The sequence below is a fragment of the Arthrobacter glacialis genome (genome assembly GCF_002909415.1).
GTDB lineage: Bacteria > Actinomycetota > Actinomycetes > Actinomycetales > Micrococcaceae > Specibacter > Specibacter glacialis.
The window spans coordinates 106,258-122,692 of record NZ_PPXB01000014.1; the positions used below are offsets into that span (position 1 = coordinate 106,258).

General features: G+C 58.0%; 20 protein-coding genes. 10 read left to right on the forward strand and 10 right to left on the reverse strand.

Features of this window, described 5'->3' with window-relative positions:
* Positions 1–136: 136 nt before the first annotated feature.
* Together CVS28_RS20475 and CVS28_RS20480 are read right to left on the reverse strand one after the other, a co-directional pair.
* The gene (locus CVS28_RS20475) at positions 137–391 is read right to left on the reverse strand and encodes a helix-turn-helix domain-containing protein (protein WP_423716416.1); all 255 of its coding nucleotides are present in this window, start codon (positions 389–391) and stop codon (positions 137–139) included.
* Positions 392–471: 80 nt separating this feature from the next.
* A complete protein-coding gene (locus CVS28_RS20480; protein WP_103482099.1) occupies positions 472–741 on the reverse strand; it encodes a helix-turn-helix domain-containing protein in 270 nt (89 codons plus the stop codon).
* 165 nt (positions 742–906) lie between these two features.
* Between CVS28_RS20480 and CVS28_RS15785 the strand changes: the two genes are divergently transcribed.
* The 5 genes from CVS28_RS15785 (at position 907) to CVS28_RS20215 (ending at position 5,090) form a co-directional block, all read left to right on the forward strand.
* Entirely contained in the window at positions 907–1,221 is a 315-nt protein-coding gene (locus CVS28_RS15785; protein WP_103465935.1) for a hypothetical protein, read from the forward strand.
* Between the two features lie 64 nt (positions 1,222–1,285).
* On the forward strand, positions 1,286–1,786 hold the full coding sequence (locus CVS28_RS15790) for a hypothetical protein (RefSeq protein ID WP_103465934.1): 501 nt from the start codon (positions 1,286–1,288) through the stop codon (positions 1,784–1,786).
* A 409-nt stretch (positions 1,787–2,195) separates the two neighbouring features.
* Positions 2,196–3,236 (forward strand): hypothetical protein, encoded by a 1,041-nt coding sequence (locus CVS28_RS15795; protein ID WP_103482100.1) that lies wholly within the window; start codon positions 2,196–2,198, stop codon positions 3,234–3,236.
* A gap of 238 nt (positions 3,237–3,474) precedes the next feature.
* Positions 3,475–3,753 carry a hypothetical protein gene (locus CVS28_RS19810; protein WP_103482101.1) on the forward strand — a complete coding sequence of 93 codons (279 nt, stop codon included), beginning with the start codon at positions 3,475–3,477 and terminating at the stop codon, positions 3,751–3,753.
* Between the two features lie 236 nt (positions 3,754–3,989).
* Positions 3,990–5,090, forward strand: coding sequence for a C40 family peptidase (locus CVS28_RS20215; RefSeq protein WP_243399927.1), 1,101 nt, complete (start codon positions 3,990–3,992; stop codon positions 5,088–5,090).
* Between the two features lie 476 nt (positions 5,091–5,566).
* Here CVS28_RS20215 and CVS28_RS15810 read toward each other — a convergent pair whose 3' ends face one another.
* The 3 genes from CVS28_RS15810 to CVS28_RS15820 are packed head-to-tail and all read right to left on the reverse strand — an operon-like array spanning position 5,567 to position 8,365.
* Positions 5,567–6,445 carry a hypothetical protein gene (locus CVS28_RS15810; protein WP_103482102.1) on the reverse strand — a complete coding sequence of 293 codons (879 nt, stop codon included), beginning with the start codon at positions 6,443–6,445 and terminating at the stop codon, positions 5,567–5,569.
* A gap of 40 nt (positions 6,446–6,485) precedes the next feature.
* Complete coding sequence (locus CVS28_RS15815; protein WP_103482103.1) at positions 6,486–7,136, reverse strand: response regulator; 651 nt, start codon at positions 7,134–7,136, stop codon at positions 6,486–6,488.
* Complete coding sequence (locus CVS28_RS15820) at positions 7,133–8,365, reverse strand: sensor histidine kinase (protein ID WP_103482104.1); 1,233 nt, start codon at positions 8,363–8,365, stop codon at positions 7,133–7,135. Before CVS28_RS15820 ends, CVS28_RS15815 begins: the two co-directional genes overlap by 4 nt.
* Before the next feature lie 812 nt (positions 8,366–9,177).
* On the opposite strand from CVS28_RS15820, the gene CVS28_RS15825 reads away from it, so the two are divergent.
* Positions 9,178–9,609 (forward strand): hypothetical protein, encoded by a 432-nt coding sequence (locus tag CVS28_RS15825; RefSeq protein WP_103482105.1) that lies wholly within the window; start codon positions 9,178–9,180, stop codon positions 9,607–9,609.
* 96 nt (positions 9,610–9,705) lie between these two features.
* Here the strand turns inward: CVS28_RS15825 and CVS28_RS20000 are convergent, their stop codons facing one another.
* Both CVS28_RS20000 and CVS28_RS15835 read right to left on the reverse strand, forming a co-directional pair.
* The gene (locus CVS28_RS20000) at positions 9,706–10,002 is read right to left on the reverse strand and encodes a GNAT family protein (RefSeq protein ID WP_207797234.1); all 297 of its coding nucleotides are present in this window, start codon (positions 10,000–10,002) and stop codon (positions 9,706–9,708) included.
* Between the two features lie 78 nt (positions 10,003–10,080).
* Positions 10,081–10,575: an NUDIX domain-containing protein gene (locus CVS28_RS15835; protein ID WP_103482106.1), complete on the reverse strand. Its 495-nt coding sequence runs from the start codon at positions 10,573–10,575 to the stop codon at positions 10,081–10,083.
* 125 nt (positions 10,576–10,700) lie between these two features.
* Here CVS28_RS15835 and istA point away from each other — a divergent pair, with 125 nt between their 5' ends.
* Both istA and istB read left to right on the forward strand, forming a co-directional pair.
* Positions 10,701–11,921, forward strand: a complete 1,221-nt coding sequence (istA, locus tag CVS28_RS15840; RefSeq protein ID WP_243399928.1) for an IS21 family transposase — start codon at positions 10,701–10,703, stop codon at positions 11,919–11,921.
* On the forward strand, positions 11,918–12,706 hold the full coding sequence (gene istB, locus CVS28_RS15845) for an IS21-like element helper ATPase IstB (RefSeq protein WP_103482107.1): 789 nt from the start codon (positions 11,918–11,920) through the stop codon (positions 12,704–12,706). Before istA ends, istB begins: the two co-directional genes overlap by 4 nt.
* A 98-nt stretch (positions 12,707–12,804) precedes the next feature.
* Here istB and CVS28_RS15850 read toward each other — a convergent pair whose 3' ends face one another.
* From CVS28_RS15850 to CVS28_RS15860, 3 genes are all read right to left on the reverse strand, one after another.
* The gene (locus CVS28_RS15850; protein ID WP_103465925.1) at positions 12,805–13,260 is read right to left on the reverse strand and encodes a GNAT family N-acetyltransferase; all 456 of its coding nucleotides are present in this window, start codon (positions 13,258–13,260) and stop codon (positions 12,805–12,807) included.
* Positions 13,261–13,379: 119 nt separating this feature from the next.
* Positions 13,380–14,300, reverse strand: a complete 921-nt coding sequence (locus CVS28_RS15855; RefSeq protein WP_207767515.1) for an aminoglycoside phosphotransferase/kinase family protein — start codon at positions 14,298–14,300, stop codon at positions 13,380–13,382.
* Positions 14,301–14,462: 162 nt separating this feature from the next.
* Positions 14,463–15,245 (reverse strand): class I SAM-dependent methyltransferase, encoded by a 783-nt coding sequence (locus CVS28_RS15860; protein ID WP_103482108.1) that lies wholly within the window; start codon positions 15,243–15,245, stop codon positions 14,463–14,465.
* A 204-nt stretch (positions 15,246–15,449) separates the two neighbouring features.
* Between CVS28_RS15860 and CVS28_RS15865 the strand changes: the two genes are divergently transcribed.
* Together CVS28_RS15865 and CVS28_RS15870 are read left to right on the forward strand one after the other, a co-directional pair.
* Entirely contained in the window at positions 15,450–16,073 is a 624-nt protein-coding gene (locus tag CVS28_RS15865) for a maleylpyruvate isomerase N-terminal domain-containing protein (protein WP_207797235.1), read from the forward strand.
* 165 nt (positions 16,074–16,238) lie between these two features.
* Positions 16,239–16,435 (forward strand): cytidine/deoxycytidylate deaminase family protein (locus CVS28_RS15870; RefSeq protein ID WP_479768595.1); only part of this gene is annotated, 197 nt, incomplete at its 3' end.

A 16,435-nucleotide genomic window follows, 5' to 3' on the forward strand; every position in this document is an offset into this window, starting at 1 on the left:
TTCGATTCTCTGAGGCTTCATGCTCGAAGGACCCTCAGTCACCATGACCCGACCGGCTGGCGGTCCTCTTCACCCAATGGGCACGGTGATGCAACGGGTGCACCTAGCCATGATCGTTTCTTACCGGTTACGGAATTTACGGATCCGATCGAAGTAGGAGCCATGCCTGGAAATCTGTCCGGCTTACGCGCAGGTGCCTTCCAATCCGGTAGGCGTGTGGCCCAATGCCCTTGGCTCTCCACTGGTAGAAGGTCTGCAGCGGAATCTGCAGTTCGTGGCAGATTTCACTGGGGGAGAGCAACTGTGTGACAGTCGAATCGGTTTGACTGTCGTGCTCCGTGTAGTCGGTCATCGCGGTGCCTTCCCTTCGGTATTGCCAACATTCAAGCATCGGCAAGTGTGACTAGGTAACTACTCATAGTCGGGAAAGCGACTTAGTCCATGACCGAGGGGTGATGGAGCCGGTTCTGTTCAGAGCTCCAATCCTAAAAACTGGCACACCCGCGTCATTTCCTGGAATATTTGGGGTGCATCGGAGGCATATATTGAGTCGAAACTACCAGGAATTGCCTCACTGGCGCTGACGAACCCAGCTCTCGTTAGCTGTTCAAGTTCCCGATTCACCGTGGCGGCTGAAAGGGACAGTGCGTCAGATATGTCAGGGGCCGGGGCAGGACCATGAGTAACCAGCATATGTAAGATGCGGCTTCGGGTCAGGTTCATCAAGATTGAGGGTTCCATGGAAAACACTCCCAGAAGGCTACCTGCAGGACGGAATATACCCGTCTACTCTGCAAAACTTACTCTCACTCGGTCATGGTGTAAATGCCCCAAATCCCTATGACTTCGTGTAAGTCGCCGCCGTGGCGCGGCGTTTCCGACAAATTCAGGTGGAAGGTTGATCACATGACCCAGCATCCTCAGGTCGAAGCTTTTGTCAGCGCTGCGGAATCGATGCGAGGAAACCGCTATTGGGCAAGGGATCCGCAGGAACAAATCGAATTTCTCACTGCGCTTCGTAATGTACTCGCGGAAGTTTGCTTCCATCTTGATCGGAACCAATTGCTCAACCAGGAGGGGCTTCGCGCTTTTGCTGCCAGTTCGGGTGCTCCTCACGGGTTGCCGTGGCTAGAGCCCAGCGCAGAGACCGTCCTCCTGCCAGAGTTGGATAATGCGATTCAGCGTTGTCTTGCGGGGTTGGAAGGCGCGGACAATACTTGAGTGGACGCGACGATTCGGCATGGGATAGTCGGCGAGCCGACGCCATTATCGTGAGGAGCCTGGCATGAGCGCTGGAAGCGGCAATCTGCAAGACCAGCCATCGCCTCAGCTAGCCCTTTCTAGGCGCCTGAACCTACTTCTAGATGCTGCTGCAGAAAAACGTGGCTATGACGTGACTTTCCGTGAGGTCCAAGATCGATTGGCTGAACGGGGCGTGAGCATGTCCCGTGCCCGTTGGTTCTATATGAAGGACGGGACAAGGGCGCTGGTCACCGATAGGAAGGTTTTGACTGCAATCTGTGAGTTGTTCGATGTTGATTCGTCGTATTTGCTGGACTTGGGCTCCGACGTGCTTCCCAGAAGCATTGAAGCAAGGCTTGAATTTGTTAAGGCCCTGAGGGTGTCGCGAGTGCAGGCCTTTGCCGCGCGCACACTTGCCGACGTTGCACCGGAAACGCTCGATGCCATTACTGATTTTCTGAAGCACGGCATGACCGCAACAGCTGATGGTGCTAGCGAGTCGGCTCAGTCAAATACCGAAGGTGGGCCTCCAGAAGGGCCTTGACGCGGTCAGGGTTAACTGAATACCTCGGCGCGCGACCGTGCCTGCGCCCTGGTTCGACGTCTGCACTGACAGCCCCGGCTTCTTCAAGGAGTATCAGGTGCTTGGCGACGCTTGCCTCGCTGGCTCCAACGTTGGCCACGATTTCGCCGCGCGGGTTCGGCCCGTTTTCCAATAGATAGCGGATGATCTCGGTGCGCGCTCGATTGCCAAAGGTGGCGACCGCCAGCTCGACTTCGTGTGGCCAATCCGGGCCTATCGGATGCGTAATTCGGGGCATAGCTTCATTCTGCCTCAAAGTTGTCCACAGGGTAAGAGTGACGCCCCTTGACAATATCTCTTTGATGCTTGGACACTAGCCTTATTACCTTTTGAAGTGGGTCACCCGCAATCGTTGATTTCGCACCGACCCATGGGGCCCGGCATATGCCGGAACGATCCTGCCGCCACCAACGGTGTCCCCAAGATCTTCTGCACAACGTCTGACGACGTCGCGCTTGATATTCAGTCAACGCATGAAGCGGTGATCATCATGGGTCCTTGGACCAGCGAAGCATGTGAAGTACCTATCGACGGGGCGGTCGATCAGTCCCTTGCCCGCCCGCCGGAACCCGATATCCCTATCGATCAGCTGATGAGGGCTGTTGAGGGAGTTCGTCCCTATGTGAAGATTCACCTGGCCCGGTTTGGGTTTTTCCAAGACGTGAATGACGTCCTGCAGGACATCCGTGTTGCTGCGTGGGAGGGAACGGTGAACGGCAGCTATCAGGCATTTCCCGGAGTGAAGTTTGATGCCTGGGTTCAGGGGATCGCTTGTAATCTGTGCGCTGATCACATTCGGCGCACCTTTGCCAGATCGACTCTGCCATTGCTGGACCAAGGCGAGTCCGGCTTTCAGAGCCAGATTGATGTCCAGCTGACGCGCCTCGATGACCAAGTCACCAATCATGTCTGGGCCACGGAGGTTTTGCAGTTCGTCAAGGCACACGTGCCCGAGCGCACATGGGATCTGGCCGTTGCCAGTCTTTCTGACGGGAAGGCGCAATTCACGGCAACCAACGCTGATGTGTCCGCAGGTATGCGCTGGCAGTCCGTTTTCGTGGTTCGCCAGATGGCTCTGACGGCGAGCCGGGTCCTGGATGTCGATCCGCATCGGGTTGTTGACCTGGCATCACTGCGTAGGGCTACAGTTGCATCGCTTTCAAATCCGATGCTTCGACTCATCGCAGAGCGCATCGTCCTGCCGGCAGTACTGGGCAAGGCACGCGCTGCGGCGGTCGCCGAGGTCGCACAGGAGGTCGGAGTCAGTGTGCGCTACGTCAAGGTGCAGGTGGGCCTAGTGCGCAGCCTCGTCCAGGCAGCCGAGGAAATTTTGCGGGCAGGGACAGGGATTGAGGGTGCTGTCATCAAAACGGCAGGCAGCTCGGCGGTCCACGCCGTGTCCAAGGCCTAGCTCCTCAAGCAAATGAGGTGTGACCATGAAATCGACATGGCTGGCGCATAGGGACGGGACAGGCCGACGCCGGCCGTGGATCCTGCTACTGGTCGCTGCCGTAGTCGTCGCTGGGATTGCCGCGGTGCTCTCAATCCGGCCCCCGGAGGTCGGCCCTGTTGCAAGTACCCCGGAGTCTGCGGTTACGGCTGCGGTCGCAAGCCCCACGGCTAAAGCGACGGCGGTGGAACCGCCGACCATGACAAGCTCACCTGCGGATCAATCGGCTGCGCCAGCTGGCGAACCTTCAACCCTGGACTTTCGGCAGCTTGCCAACATAGCTGCCCGCACCATCTACACATGGGATACGCGAACGGCCACGTATTCGGAGACGTACGGGAGGCTTCGCAGCTGGTGGCATGTGTTGCCGGATGATTCAAACCCCCTGACCATCTTCGCGCAGCAGTTCGAAGCCACAGGAACCAATGCGGCGGCCTATGCGTCCTTGACTGGAGCGAAAGGATATCGAACTGCATAGCCTGCGAACTCATCGTGCGACGAGCAGCTGGCACAATATGTCCAACAACCTCCACCGTGGGTGGGCATGCACGTGTGTACCGTGACCTTGAGTGTCGAGGAGCACACAACGTCGGGGGACAACAAATACACCGCGCCCGTCAGCATCGTCGTCAACTGTCCGCCTGCTGTATCTGCCCCGGCTGACCGCTGTGAGATGGTGGCTTTCTACGCTGCTCCTGAACGAATCGTTTACTGATGCCAGCCCCGGCGCTCGTTCTGGGCATGATCAAGAGACGTGCGGCCCTCAAATTAGCTGGGGCGGCATTCTCAGCCATGGTGCTGTGTTGCGTTATGGCGCTTTGCGGGGCAATTGCTCTGGTAGCTTTTGGAGCTCAAAGCTCGACGGCGGCTTGCATAACGGTCGATGCTGGCGGCTCGGGTCAGGCCCTGACGATCACAGTGCCTGACCGGGCGCCCACCACATTGAGCCAGTCGCAGGTGACCGTGGCCCAGGCTTACATAGCAGTGGGCCGTGCACGGTCAGTCCCAGACAAAGGCATCGTGATTGCGTTGATGATGGCGTTGCAAGAGTCCAATATGCAAATGCTGGCCAACTCCTCCGTGTCCGAGTCCTTGCAATATCCGCATGATGGCGTGGGTAGTGACCATGATTCAGTCGGCAGTGCCCAACAACGCCCTTCGGCGGGATGGGGGAGCATTGCCGAACTTATGCAACCCGCCTACGATGCTGAAGCATTCTATGGCGGGCCACAGGGGCCCAACCATGGGTCGCCTCGAGGACTTCTTGATATTCAGGGCTGGGATCAAATGGACAGGGGCGCGGCAGCTCAAGCGGTTCAAGGATCTGCTTTCCCAGAAAGGTACGCCCAATGGCAGACCGAGGCAGAATCAATCCTGAAAGCCTTGGGATCGTCAACCGTTCCGGCGGACTGCACTGCGAACAGTTCAGGGACGTCACAACCAACAATTCCAGCCGACTTGAGCCAACTTCGACGTGCGATCACCGCGTACGCGCAGGAGGGAGTCGGCGGCGCCTATGTCTGGGGTGGAACTGCCTTCAAAGCATGGGACTGTTCCGGCTACGTGCAGTGGGTTTACGACAAAGCGGGAATCCAGCTGCCTCGAACAGAGCAGTGGACGGCGGTAACGCCTACTTCGAATCCGCAGCCAGGTGACGTCGTGGTTCAGAATCCCGACGGACCAAACCACTGGGGCCACGTAGGCATCTACGCCGGCAACGGCATGATGTACAGCGCTCTCAATCCGGCCGTTGGCACGTTGTTACACCCTGTGGCGTGGAACAGCGGATCGGCATATTTTAGGATGGTCCCCTAGAAATGACTTGCAACGATGGAAATGACGAAGCTGCCGTGACCACCAGGGACTACGGCGGCAGCCCAAACCATAAATCGTCATTCAGCCGGGGGAATCTGCCTGCATAATACTGTTGTTGTCGTGATTAGATGAGACGCTTTGTGACTGGATGACTTTCTGAGACGTATCGCGCCCCGCAAGTCATTTTCAGACGCCTTCTGCACGACCTTGGTGCGCCCGTAGGGCGAACGCTCTGCGGTACAGTCGGCGGGCTTTCAAGTTGCTGGTGAGATTCTGGCGCAGAGTTGAACTTCACGGTCTGTGTGGGGTGGTTTCAGGATCTCATTGTTAATTAATCCTCTGCGGGTTTTAACGACAATTGACCGGTCCCGGAATGGCGGAGCACGAATGCTCGCATGTTCCGGGCCCGATCAATTGTCCGCGGTGCCGTTCAGAAGCCATACTCGCCGGGGCGGTGTCTTTTGGCTGCCTTGGACTTAGCTTGTTTTGGAGGCGGTTAGTTTTGCCGAGTTCGCTGCAGCAGCTTTTAGGAGGTCAGCGATGCGTTGGAAATGGGAGTCCTGCTGTTGGACTAGGGTTGTCACGTACTTATCCAGGATCGTATCCAAAGTGGCGTGCAGGCCTGTCTGGTCGCGGCAGATAGCATCGGTCACGGCGATTTCCCGTTCCTTTTGGCCGCCCGCGGCAGTTCCTGCATTGACTGCCTGCCAGGGACCTTCGAGAGCGGAAAATGGGGTTTCCGCCATGCAGTCCTTCCACGCCTTGATGGCATCAGCCACACCAGGATCATCAGATGCTGCGTGGCTGGCGGGGAGCAGAATGTTCATGGCGGCTGCGGTTGCCAGTCCGTAGTTTTCCGTGTTTCCGTAGATTGTCTTGGCGGCTTGGAGTTTGCACCCGCCCAGGAATGTTCCCATGGTGCCGATTTTGATAGATTCGCGGATGGCTTCGGTGCCGTTGAGCGCTTGGAGGAAGGACGGGTTGGCGAACAGGTCACCTTCGGTTGTGCCAGGTACCGGTTCGCCAGGGCCTTGAGCCTGCACTGATGAGTAGCCGCTGTTCTGGGCCGTGGCCAGATCCAGCCGGCCGATGCCCATGGCCCTGTTGAGATTAACAGCGGTTCCTTCGGGCGCGGGTGTGTAGTCGAATCCGGCAGATGCAAGGCACTCATGCGTGGCTTGGCTATACCCTGTCTGGGCGATGGTGCCGGAATTTAGCAATGCCTCTGTACTGTTGGTGATGCCGTCGATCGGTGCGGGAGATGCGGTGATGCCAGGTCCGGGGATGGCGGAGGCGCCGATGACGGCTGCGGTTCCAACGGCCAAGATCGCGAGGGAGATGATGTGCTTATTCATGGTGACTCCTAGTGCTCGGTGATGCTCGGCGGAATGGTTGTTAGGTCAGTAGACCGTTTTGGTGGGCGAAGGCCACCATCTGAATGCGGTTCTTGAGTTGGAGTTTTGACAGGATGGCGCCCACATGGGACTTCACAGTGGCTTCGCTGAGGACTAGGTTCGCGGCGATTTCAGCATTGGACAGGCCTGTGGAGGCTAGTGCGAAGACGTCTTTCTCGCGTTCCGAGAGAACATCAATTGCCGCAGGGTTTCCCTGATCGGCGCTGGTGTAGTCGCGCAGGAGTTCGTTGGTGATTGATGGTGCGATCACTGAATGACCCGAATGGACTGTTCGAATGGCCGCCAACAGGAACTCCGGTGTTGCGTCCTTGGTCAGGAAACCTGCAGCTCCGGCCTGGATGGCACGTACTACTGCTTCGTCATGTTGGATGGTGGTGAGGACTATGACTTTGGTTCTTGAAGATGACTTGGAGATGCGAGCTGTTGCTGTGATTCCGTCCATCACTGGCATCCGGATATCCATCAACATGACATCCGGTGCTGAGTCCTCCGCGAGCTGGACCGCGGCTTGTCCATCTGTGGCTTCTCCAATGAAATCAATGTCTGCTTGGCTGCGCAGGATCATCTTCAGGCCGGCGCTGAACAGCGGTTGGTCATCGACCAGGGCGACACGAATGGTTGGTGCGCTCATGAGTGATTCCGTTCAAGGGGTGGTGCACCAATGGCGGCGCTGACAATAAAGTGGGTGTCGGTGGGGAAAGCGTTGAGCCAGCCGCCGGTGGCGTTGGCTCGGGCAGTCATTCCGGGTATTCCCCGGCCGGAGCCTGTGCCCGATGCGCTTGCTCCTTCGCCCGAAGGCTGCGCTGTATCGGCTGGCAGTGTTGATTCGATACGCACGATGACGCCGCCGGGATGCCAGTTCAAACCAACGTCGGCCCCTGCACTGTGGTCTCCGTGCTTGAAGGCATTGGTCAGGCTTTCCTGCACGACCCGGTGGACAGCGGGCCCATGCGGTTGGACCAGTTTGTCGGGGTTGCCCTCTTCTGAAAGGCGGACGGTCATGCCGGAGCTGGTTAGCCGTTGTGCCATCAGTTCGATGCCGTCGGTTACTGCAGCGACGGACAGATCAGGGGTGGTACCTTCAATCATTCTCCGGGTTTCCACCAAGGCGCTCCGTGCGGCCTCGGCGATGACGGTAGCGGCGGCTTCGACTGATTCTGGTTCGGTGCGGTGGATGTAGCGGATTCCTTCGGCTTGGGCGATCACTACAGCCAGGGAATGAGCCAAAACATCATGGAGTTCAGCAGCTATTCGGTTCCGTTCCTGTTCCACTGCAAGGGCCGTGGCCGTCTCGCGAAGTCGGGCTTCAGCTCGCAATTGGGCTCTGCGGCTGGCCGACGTGGCACTGACAGCGACGCCTAAGGCCCATGCCCCCAGGTTGACGGCGGCAAAGGCTCCCATGATCAACAGGCACACCGTGAGGCTGCGGACCATGCCTCGGCCGTAAAGGTGAGTGCCGAAAATGAAGTTGATCCACGGCCCGTCCTGAAACCACGAAACGGTGGCAGCGGCAGCTAGAAGGACAGCCGACACCGGGAGCACCGGCCGGCGTGGACCGCGATACCCCCGCGTGGCAAAGAAGACCACGAACGGCACCGCACAATACGGTAGTACACCGGCCACGAGAATCGATGGGAAAACGCCAGCGGCCTGGGCAACCAATGCGCAGCCAGCAAACGCAAGTGCCACAAATGGGATCGTGTCCGCCACGGCAATGGCCAGGCCAAGGGCGAGCAACAGGGCACTGTTGGCATTGAATTGCCGGTCTTCAAGGACCGACAGCCAAAGCACCAGGGCGGCAGCGCAGCCTGGTGCGGCCAAGAAGCTGAGGCGAGGACGAAAGCGGAGGATGCTGTGCATAGCTTCACACTATGTTCCGGTGTGACTCCAAATGCACCAAAACCCTGCAGGTTCCACACTTCGGATGATCAAGTTCAACCTTGCTGATGAGAACCTGCCCCCAGGGTACATAACCGACCGTAGCCGCGCCTCTCGAACCACTCAATCGGAGAATGGGTTCCATACGGGAACGCTATGCGGTACTGGGACTGTATTCTGTTGGTTTCATAGACTTTGGGGTGGGAACGACATGAGAAGTACCCGTAATGCGCCGGCATTCCTGATTGGCGTGATCATGATTCCAATTGGCATGTTTCTGTATGGGCCAATTGGAGGGCGTGTGGCCCGGCAGGAATACCGTGATCACGAGGATCTTTACACTTTGCTCTTGTTGTTGGGTGGGGTGATCATTCTGGCCGGAATAGTTCTTGTTGTCCTTAGCATTTTTCGATCGCTTCGGAAAATTGATCGACTACCCAATGATGCATCGGTTCCGTCGCCCGACCGGGACATTTCGGTTCCCACGGTTCGTTAGAGCCAGGCATCGATTCGGCGTCTTTGGAACAACAGCAAGGCTTGGCGCTACTGCTCATAAATCCGAAATGGTGTCGAGGTAGTTCCACGCCGTATCCGCTGACCATAGACCAACCCTCTACCGGAACGATATGTCAGTAATCTGAAACCTTGAAATCAGGAGTTGCGCCTAGGCGCCTACTATTAGACAGATGACGTTGGACTCTCAAAATGACACGCACACAACTCTCGGCCGGCAATTTCGAACACCAGCTCACCCTCAAGTTCTGGAAGCACTTGGACGCGCCCACTATTGCTTCTTGAGCCTAGAAGAATCTGTGTCAGCGATTCTCTTCGAAGCTGGGGCCTCGACTCTCCCCGAGGTTCAGGCAAAAATGGCAGGTTCTAAGGAGAGAGAACTTGAGAATCTTGCAGACCAATACAGATTAGTAGCGTCTGGCGTTGTCGTCGCAGATGCGCTCGATCAAGCTGTACTTGAATTCCGGAAGGCGCGGCAATCGGTGCGCAATGTACTCTTGCACGCTCATCCATATACGGCAGGTGAAGATGCGGAGGGTAATTACCTTCCAGGGTTGGCCTACACTGCGGCCGATGGGCAGTCGTGGAAGACAGTTTCGCGGACTCCTGAAGACCTGCTTGACCTCGCGACAAACATCGAGCGGGCGATCGATCCGCTCAGTGTGGCCCGCCTGGCTGTTCAAACGCTGCCACTCTCGGCGCTTAATCCTTGAGTTCTCCTCGGGGATACCGCAGAGACCGGAAAGAATCGTACGATTAGGGCCGGCCACCCAGAGCCTGCCCGTAGCGGGAACCTCCTGTGGGACGCTTCAGTTTTTTTGCCCGCCATTGGATTCTATATACCCTTGTGAATCTACGTCGGAGAAGCCTGCTGGCTCCCCATCCACGGTCGCCACGTAACTGTTCCGCTCGTGCATCGCGGCATGCCAGGTGGATAGTTCGCGCGCTTCTGGCCGTGCCCACGCCTGAATCTGCTCCGGCGAGTAATCAGCGGCAGCGGTCTCTGTCACTGCGGCAAGGAAGACCGCCATGGTGTCCGCAGCATCCGCGAGACGGTAAGGACGAATGGCAACTACTGGCACATTGGTGTTTGTTTTCAAGTCCACAGAACTAGCATCCCACTTCGACTGGCGATGACCACTCGGCGCTTATCTTGCCTCGTAGCCGAACCCCTACTGCGACGCCTAATTTGCTTGGAAAACGCCGGTTTCCTGGAACAGCGCATATAGCTTCAGCACTTCCAGAGTCGGGGCATGAGTGGGAGACGGTGGATCAATCAGCGGAAAGAACCCAAGGTCACTCACCTCGGACTCTTCTGCTGACAGGCTTCCTTCCCAGCTAGCAAGCACAAAACACATGGCGAAGGCTTGAACCTGATCACCGTTGGGGTAGGTCAAGGTGTGAATTGAAGGATCGGACAGGCACGCGAAAGGTTCGAGGTCTTCTGCTTTGGCAACGAGGCCCGTTTCCTCAAACAACTCGGCTACGGCTGCTGTCCTGAAACTCTGGCCAGGTTCGCAGCCGCCAGCGGGCAGCTCCCATACTCCGTTATCCGCTCGGCGCTGGAACAAGGCATGGCCCTCTTGTCCTAGCACGAGCCCTTGAGCCCCAGGCAGAAGAACGAGTTGAGATCCGAGGTGTTGCCGAATCTTCCATAGATAAGAACCAATATGCCCCATGACCTCACCATAACAAGATGTCCCGAACACGTTCCTGAGGGGGTGTCGGTGACGGTCGAAAAGTGAGCCACTTTGACGGTTGAAAACTGAGCCACCTGTTCTGGACGATTGGATGGGTGATTACAGTGGAAGATTGGGCGCTGATTCGACGGTTGCATCTCGGTGAGGGCGAGTCGATGAGATCGATAGCGGAGCGGTTGGGTATCTCCAGGAACACTGTCGCGAAGGCGGTGAAGTCTGAGGGTCCTCCCAGATATGAACGGGTGCCTGGGGATTCGGCGATCAAGGCGGTGGAGCCGCGCATCCGGGCCCTGTTGGCGGAGAATCCCAGGATGCCCGCGACGGTCATTGCCGAACGGATCCAGTGGTCGGGGTCCCCGGCGTGGTTGCGAGAGAATGTGGCCAGGATCCGGCCGGAGTATGCCCCGTCGGATCCGGCGGACCGGATCAGCTACGCCCCGGGGGATCAGATCCAATGCGACTTGGTCTTTCCCGCGGTGAAGGTTCCTTGTGGCGCTGGTCAGGGGCGGGTGTTCCCGGTGTTGGTCATGGTCTGCTCAAACTCACGATTCATCATGGCCAGGATGATTCCCTCGCGGACCACCGGGGATTTACTAGCCGGAATGTGGGAGCTCCTTGGTGGCTTGGGGGCTGTTCCGCGGCGGCTGATTTGGGACAACGAGACCGGTATCGGCCGGCGCAACCGCTATGCCGCTGGCGTGGCCGGGTTTGCCGGTGTCTTGGCGACGCGGATCGTGCAGCTCAAGCCTTACGATCCGGAGAGTAAGGGCATCGTGGAGCGAGCCAACGGCTACCTTGAGGGATCCTTTTTGCCGGGTCGGGCCTTCACCTCGGCGGCGGATTTCAATGACCAGCTTGCCGTGTGGTTGAGCAAGGCAAATACCCGTTTGGTTCGCAGCACCGGGGCACGGCCTGTGGAACTGCTCCCCACTGATCGTGCGGCGATGCTGGAGTTGCCGCCAGTAGCACCGGTAACCGGATTCCATTCCAGGGTTCGCTTGCCTCGGGATTACTACGTGCGGGTGGCCGCCAACGACTACTCGGTGGATCCACAAGCCATCGGACGCTTCGTTGATGTCACGGCTGATCTGGAAACGGTCAGTATCAGCCTCGGTGGCAGGAATCTAGGCACTCATCAACGCTCCTGGGACCGCGGGTTGACCATCACCGATCAGGCCCATGTTCAGGCAGCGAAGACACTACGGACCGAGTTTCAAAATCCTGGGCTGGCCGGGGCCGAAACCGTCAATGACCTCATCCGGGATCTAGCCGAGTATGACCAAGTCTTCGGTGTTGACCTCGATGACGGGAAGATTCCCTCATGAACGCCGCGAAAGAGACAGCCTCGGAGATCGACTACTACGCAAGGGCCTTGAAGGCTCCCCGGATCAGAGATTCCGCCGCCCGACTGGCCGAACAAGCCAGGGACTCAGGGTGGTCCCACGAGGAGTATCTCGCCGCCGTCCTTTCTCGGGAAGTCTCTGCCAGGGAAGCCTCAGGGGCAGAGATCAGGGCCAGGGCAGCCGGTTTCCCGGCCAGGAAATCATTGGAGGACTTCAACTTCGAGCACCAGCCGGGCCTCAAGCGCGACACCCTGGCACATCTAGCCACCGGAGCGTTTCTGGCCGAAGCCTCCAACGTGGTGCTCCTCGGGCCCCCGGGAACAGGAAAAACCCATCTCGCCACCGGCCTCGGGCTGCGAGCCACCCAGCTGGGCCACAGGGTACTCTTTGCCACCGCGACCGACTGGGTAACCCGGCTCGGAACCGCTCACCAAAACGGCCGGTTCCCACAAGAACTAGCCAAACTCAGACGCTACGGGCTGATCATCGTCGATGAAGTCGGCTACATCCCCTTCGAGCAAGACGCAGCGAATCTCTTCTTCCAACTCGTCTCCTCCCGCTACGAACATGCCTCGCTCATCCTGACCTCGAACCTGAGCTTCGCCCGCTGGGGCGAAGTCTTCGGCGATCAAGTCGTCGCAGCCGCAATGATCGACCGAATCGTCCACCACGCCGACGTCATCACCCTCAAGGGATCCAGCTACCGACTCAAAGACCACCAAATCGATTCGCTACCCTCGACAAGACCAGAGAATACGGCAGAATAGTCCCATCAACGTGGCGCAGTTTTCACCCCACAAAACGGCTCACTATTCAACCGACGCTGACAGGGGGACGTCATACGGAGCGGGCCTCTGCAGGTGTGTCAGAGCTGCCTGTTCCAGGCCACTTCACGTCCGAGCTGGCCAGTTTCAGTAAACAGTTGGACTTGATGAGTGGAGGCAAGGGCAACCGCTAGCTCGTTCGTGTCTGCTGACGTGAATCCTGCTTTCTGCCAGAACGGGCCAGACCTGCGGCTAAACAGCCAGGCTTGTTTGGCGCCAGCTTCGACAGCTCGTTCCATCGCGAATTGGGCGAGTTCCAGCCCAATCCCTGCCCCGCGAAGTTCTGGATCAACGGCGACGCTTCGGATAAGGGCGTGACTGCCGTCCTCGCTGCTTTCATATCCAGTCGTGGCGAAAATGCGTGCCGTCGTTTCATCCCGCGAGATCCACAAGTGCACAGTTGATGAATCGAGTCCGCTCAACGTCAGGTCCGCGATGCGCAGGAACTCTGAAATCTCGGCCATATCGGATTCAGTTGCGCGCGCAAGTTTGATCATTCCTCAACGGTATTCACCCAGCGTTGGATTCTCTAAATATGTAGGAGGGTGTCAGAAGTCGTCTCCACAAATTTCAGTACTCTGCTGCACAGCACTCCATCGTCCGCAGGCGGAACGCTCTACAGGACGCCGGCGCGTTGGAGTCGTTCCGGTGCCTGACAGGTGAGTGCATCTAGCGCGACCGGCGGGGATTGGAAGAGGCTTTCACCGCGGGCGTTATGCAGGGCAGGCCACAGGCTCGCGGCCCAGGCAACCTCCTGCTCTTCTTCGGTAAACCGTCTACCGCGCGCCTGCTGGTAGGAGTCGATGAATTTTTCCGAGCTTTCGATGGTTGCCAGCGTTGGGATGGCGGTGCTGGCAAAGGCGCCGGATCCTGCACCGACGATAGCCGCTTCAGGGAGGGCGACGAGGCTGTCCCAATCGTGGACCGCCCATGGGCGAAGCCCCTGCCATCGAAGATTTTGGCTTTCCCAGTCACCGTGCCCAACAGCTAGGGGCAATACTCCTTGTGTCAGCCTTTCCGATACGGCACGAGCAATAACATGAACGTGATCAGGTACGAGGCCTTGGTCCATGGCGTCTATCTCTGGATTTGTAGGCCACAAGCCACCAGTTGGAGGATTCCAGTGCATCCACGGAGGCGGTGAACCAAGCCCGGTTGGGGACTGTGACTCAAGAATCTCCATAAGCCCCGCCAAGAGTCTGGCAGACCGGTTGGCAAAGGAAACGCCTTCACCGGAGTACATTTCACCACCAGGAATCCACGTCTCAGCACTGATCACCAAACCTGGTCCGAGTAGGTCAGCACCGGTCAGCGGCCGGGCGCATGGGAAATCAGCATCGGCAGCTATGCGCTGAATTTGAAGGCATCGACTGATCCTGTCAGCGGAATCAGACCGGACTTTGACGACCACGATGCCCTGCTCATCGGAGTCGTATAGGAACTGATGAGACATTTCACCGCCAGCTTCGGCACGCAAGGATGTCAGGGTGCCGTGGCCGAGCACGCGAAAACACCACCCCTCAACTTCACCTGACATTGAACTTGTCACCATCATTCGATTCTACAAACAGGAACCCGCCGTAATTCCACTGTTGCCTACCACTCCCAGGGACGGCATCTTCTACCGCTCCGCAAGCGGAACGTTCAGCGGGAAAGTTTCCGGCGTTCGGTGAGCTGTCGTCATGAGTTTTCGTTCCGCCTAACCCACGACTCCTCGTACTGGCTGTTTGAGACGAAAGGTGGCCGTGATGTGGGGGAATCTGACAAGTCCTGTGTGAAGAGACTCGGCTTTTTCGCCCAGGTCGCGGATTTTCGCTAAGACGACGTTTCGGTCTGATCTCTGCGCAACGAAGGACCAGGAGCTGGCAAGTTGAACGAGTTGCTCGACCGTCAGCTCGTGATTGAAAGGGAATTCCTTGCGTTCAAAGGCGCCTCGTTCGACGAACTCTCCAGGCACGCTGAGCGTTTGGTCGGCAGGGGTTCCGTCCGGTTCGACAATTGTGGCCAGTGCCTGCACCCACGAGCTGGTGCGGTCCCAGGTATGCCATGCCATGCCCATCATGCCGTTCTGCTTGAGCACACGATCGCATTCATTTGTTGCCTGTTCGGGCTCGACCCAGTGCCAGGCTTGGAGGCAAATAGTGGCGTCGACGCTCTGATCGCCCAGGGGGATGCGTTCTGCCGATCCGCTAGTAGTCGTGATGCGATTAGCGACTCCGGGTGGCAGTTCCTCGCAGGACTTTCGGAGCACGGACAACATGTCGGCGGAGGTATCAACCGCGGTGACGGTGTGTCCGAGTGTTGCGATGGCCCGTGTCCCTAGTCCTGTGCCGGCTCCTAGGTCCAGGACTGCCAGTCGCTGGCCGCTCAGTGGAGATCCTAATAGCCACGAGACCACCTCCGCAGACCATGTCGGACGAACATCATCATGCAGTACAGCGCTGTGGCTCGAAGCTGTTGTTGCACTGTGGAACTGATTCATGCCTTCAGCCTAACTAGTGTCCGGGGAGACCCGTCTTGAATACCCAAGGTCCGCTCATAACCGCGTAAAGAATCTGGCGCGTCAAAGGAACCGAGGCGCGGTCGTTTGATATTTTATCTGGATCGAGTCCGCCCACCCAGGTCGGTGCGAGTGCTTGTGGCAGAGTTGTCTGTGATCGAGTGGCCAAGAAAGGTTGATGCATTCGTGGATCTTGAGAGTAATCCGGAAATGGCGTCCCGACTGTGCCGTGAAGCGCAGGGGCGATTGATGCGCCGCATGGCCCAGCTGACGGACGCCGACGTCCAATCGCCAAGTCGTCTGCCAGCCTGGACCGTGGGCCATGTACTGACCCATCTTGCTCGCAATGCTGACGCCCATGCGCGCCGCCTGTCAGGTGCGCTGAGCGGCAATAATGTTCCCAAATACGAAAGTGGCGAGCAACAGCGCAGCACCGAGATTGAAGACGGGGCCACGCGGTCGGCTGGCGAGATCATCGCCGACCTACAAGCCAGTATGGACAGTCTTGAAGAGATATTCACGCAATCCACTGCGGCAGGATGGCCCAATGGACACTTCCTCGGCGGAGGGAACTACGGTGTAGCTGGTTGCCCGGCACACAGGCTCCGCGAGGTGGAGATGCACCACGTCGACCTTGGACTGGGCTACACCCCTTTGGATTGGCCGGACGAGTATGTTGCCTGGGATCTTCCGCAGTTGCTTGCAACCGCCCCCGAGCGGCTTGATTCTTCCAATAGTCGTCGGTTGTTTATGGCTTGGTTGGCTGGGCGCGGGCCGCTGGACAGCGGGACAACACTGAACCCCTGGTAACCAACTGCCTCGAGTCGCGCAGCCAAAGATGGAAGACGCCAGTCTCAGATACCGAACGTCATACGGGACAGGCATAGGGCAGACAACGATTTTCATTCAATGTCCATCTGAATGTCGGGGGATTGATGCGCAGCATTACAATCACGGTGCGGCAGACTGTTGTTCATGGACCCATTTGAATCAGAATTGAGAGTCATTGCGGCAGCCGAAGAACTGGCAGCGACGCTCGGAGCAGACAAAAACCATACGGTCGCGGCTGCGGCGATGGATACGAACGGCGTTATTCATCGTGCTGTGAATGTTTACCACTTCACGGGCGGACCGTGCGCCGAGTTGGTCGTCATGGGGATCGCTGCTACAGC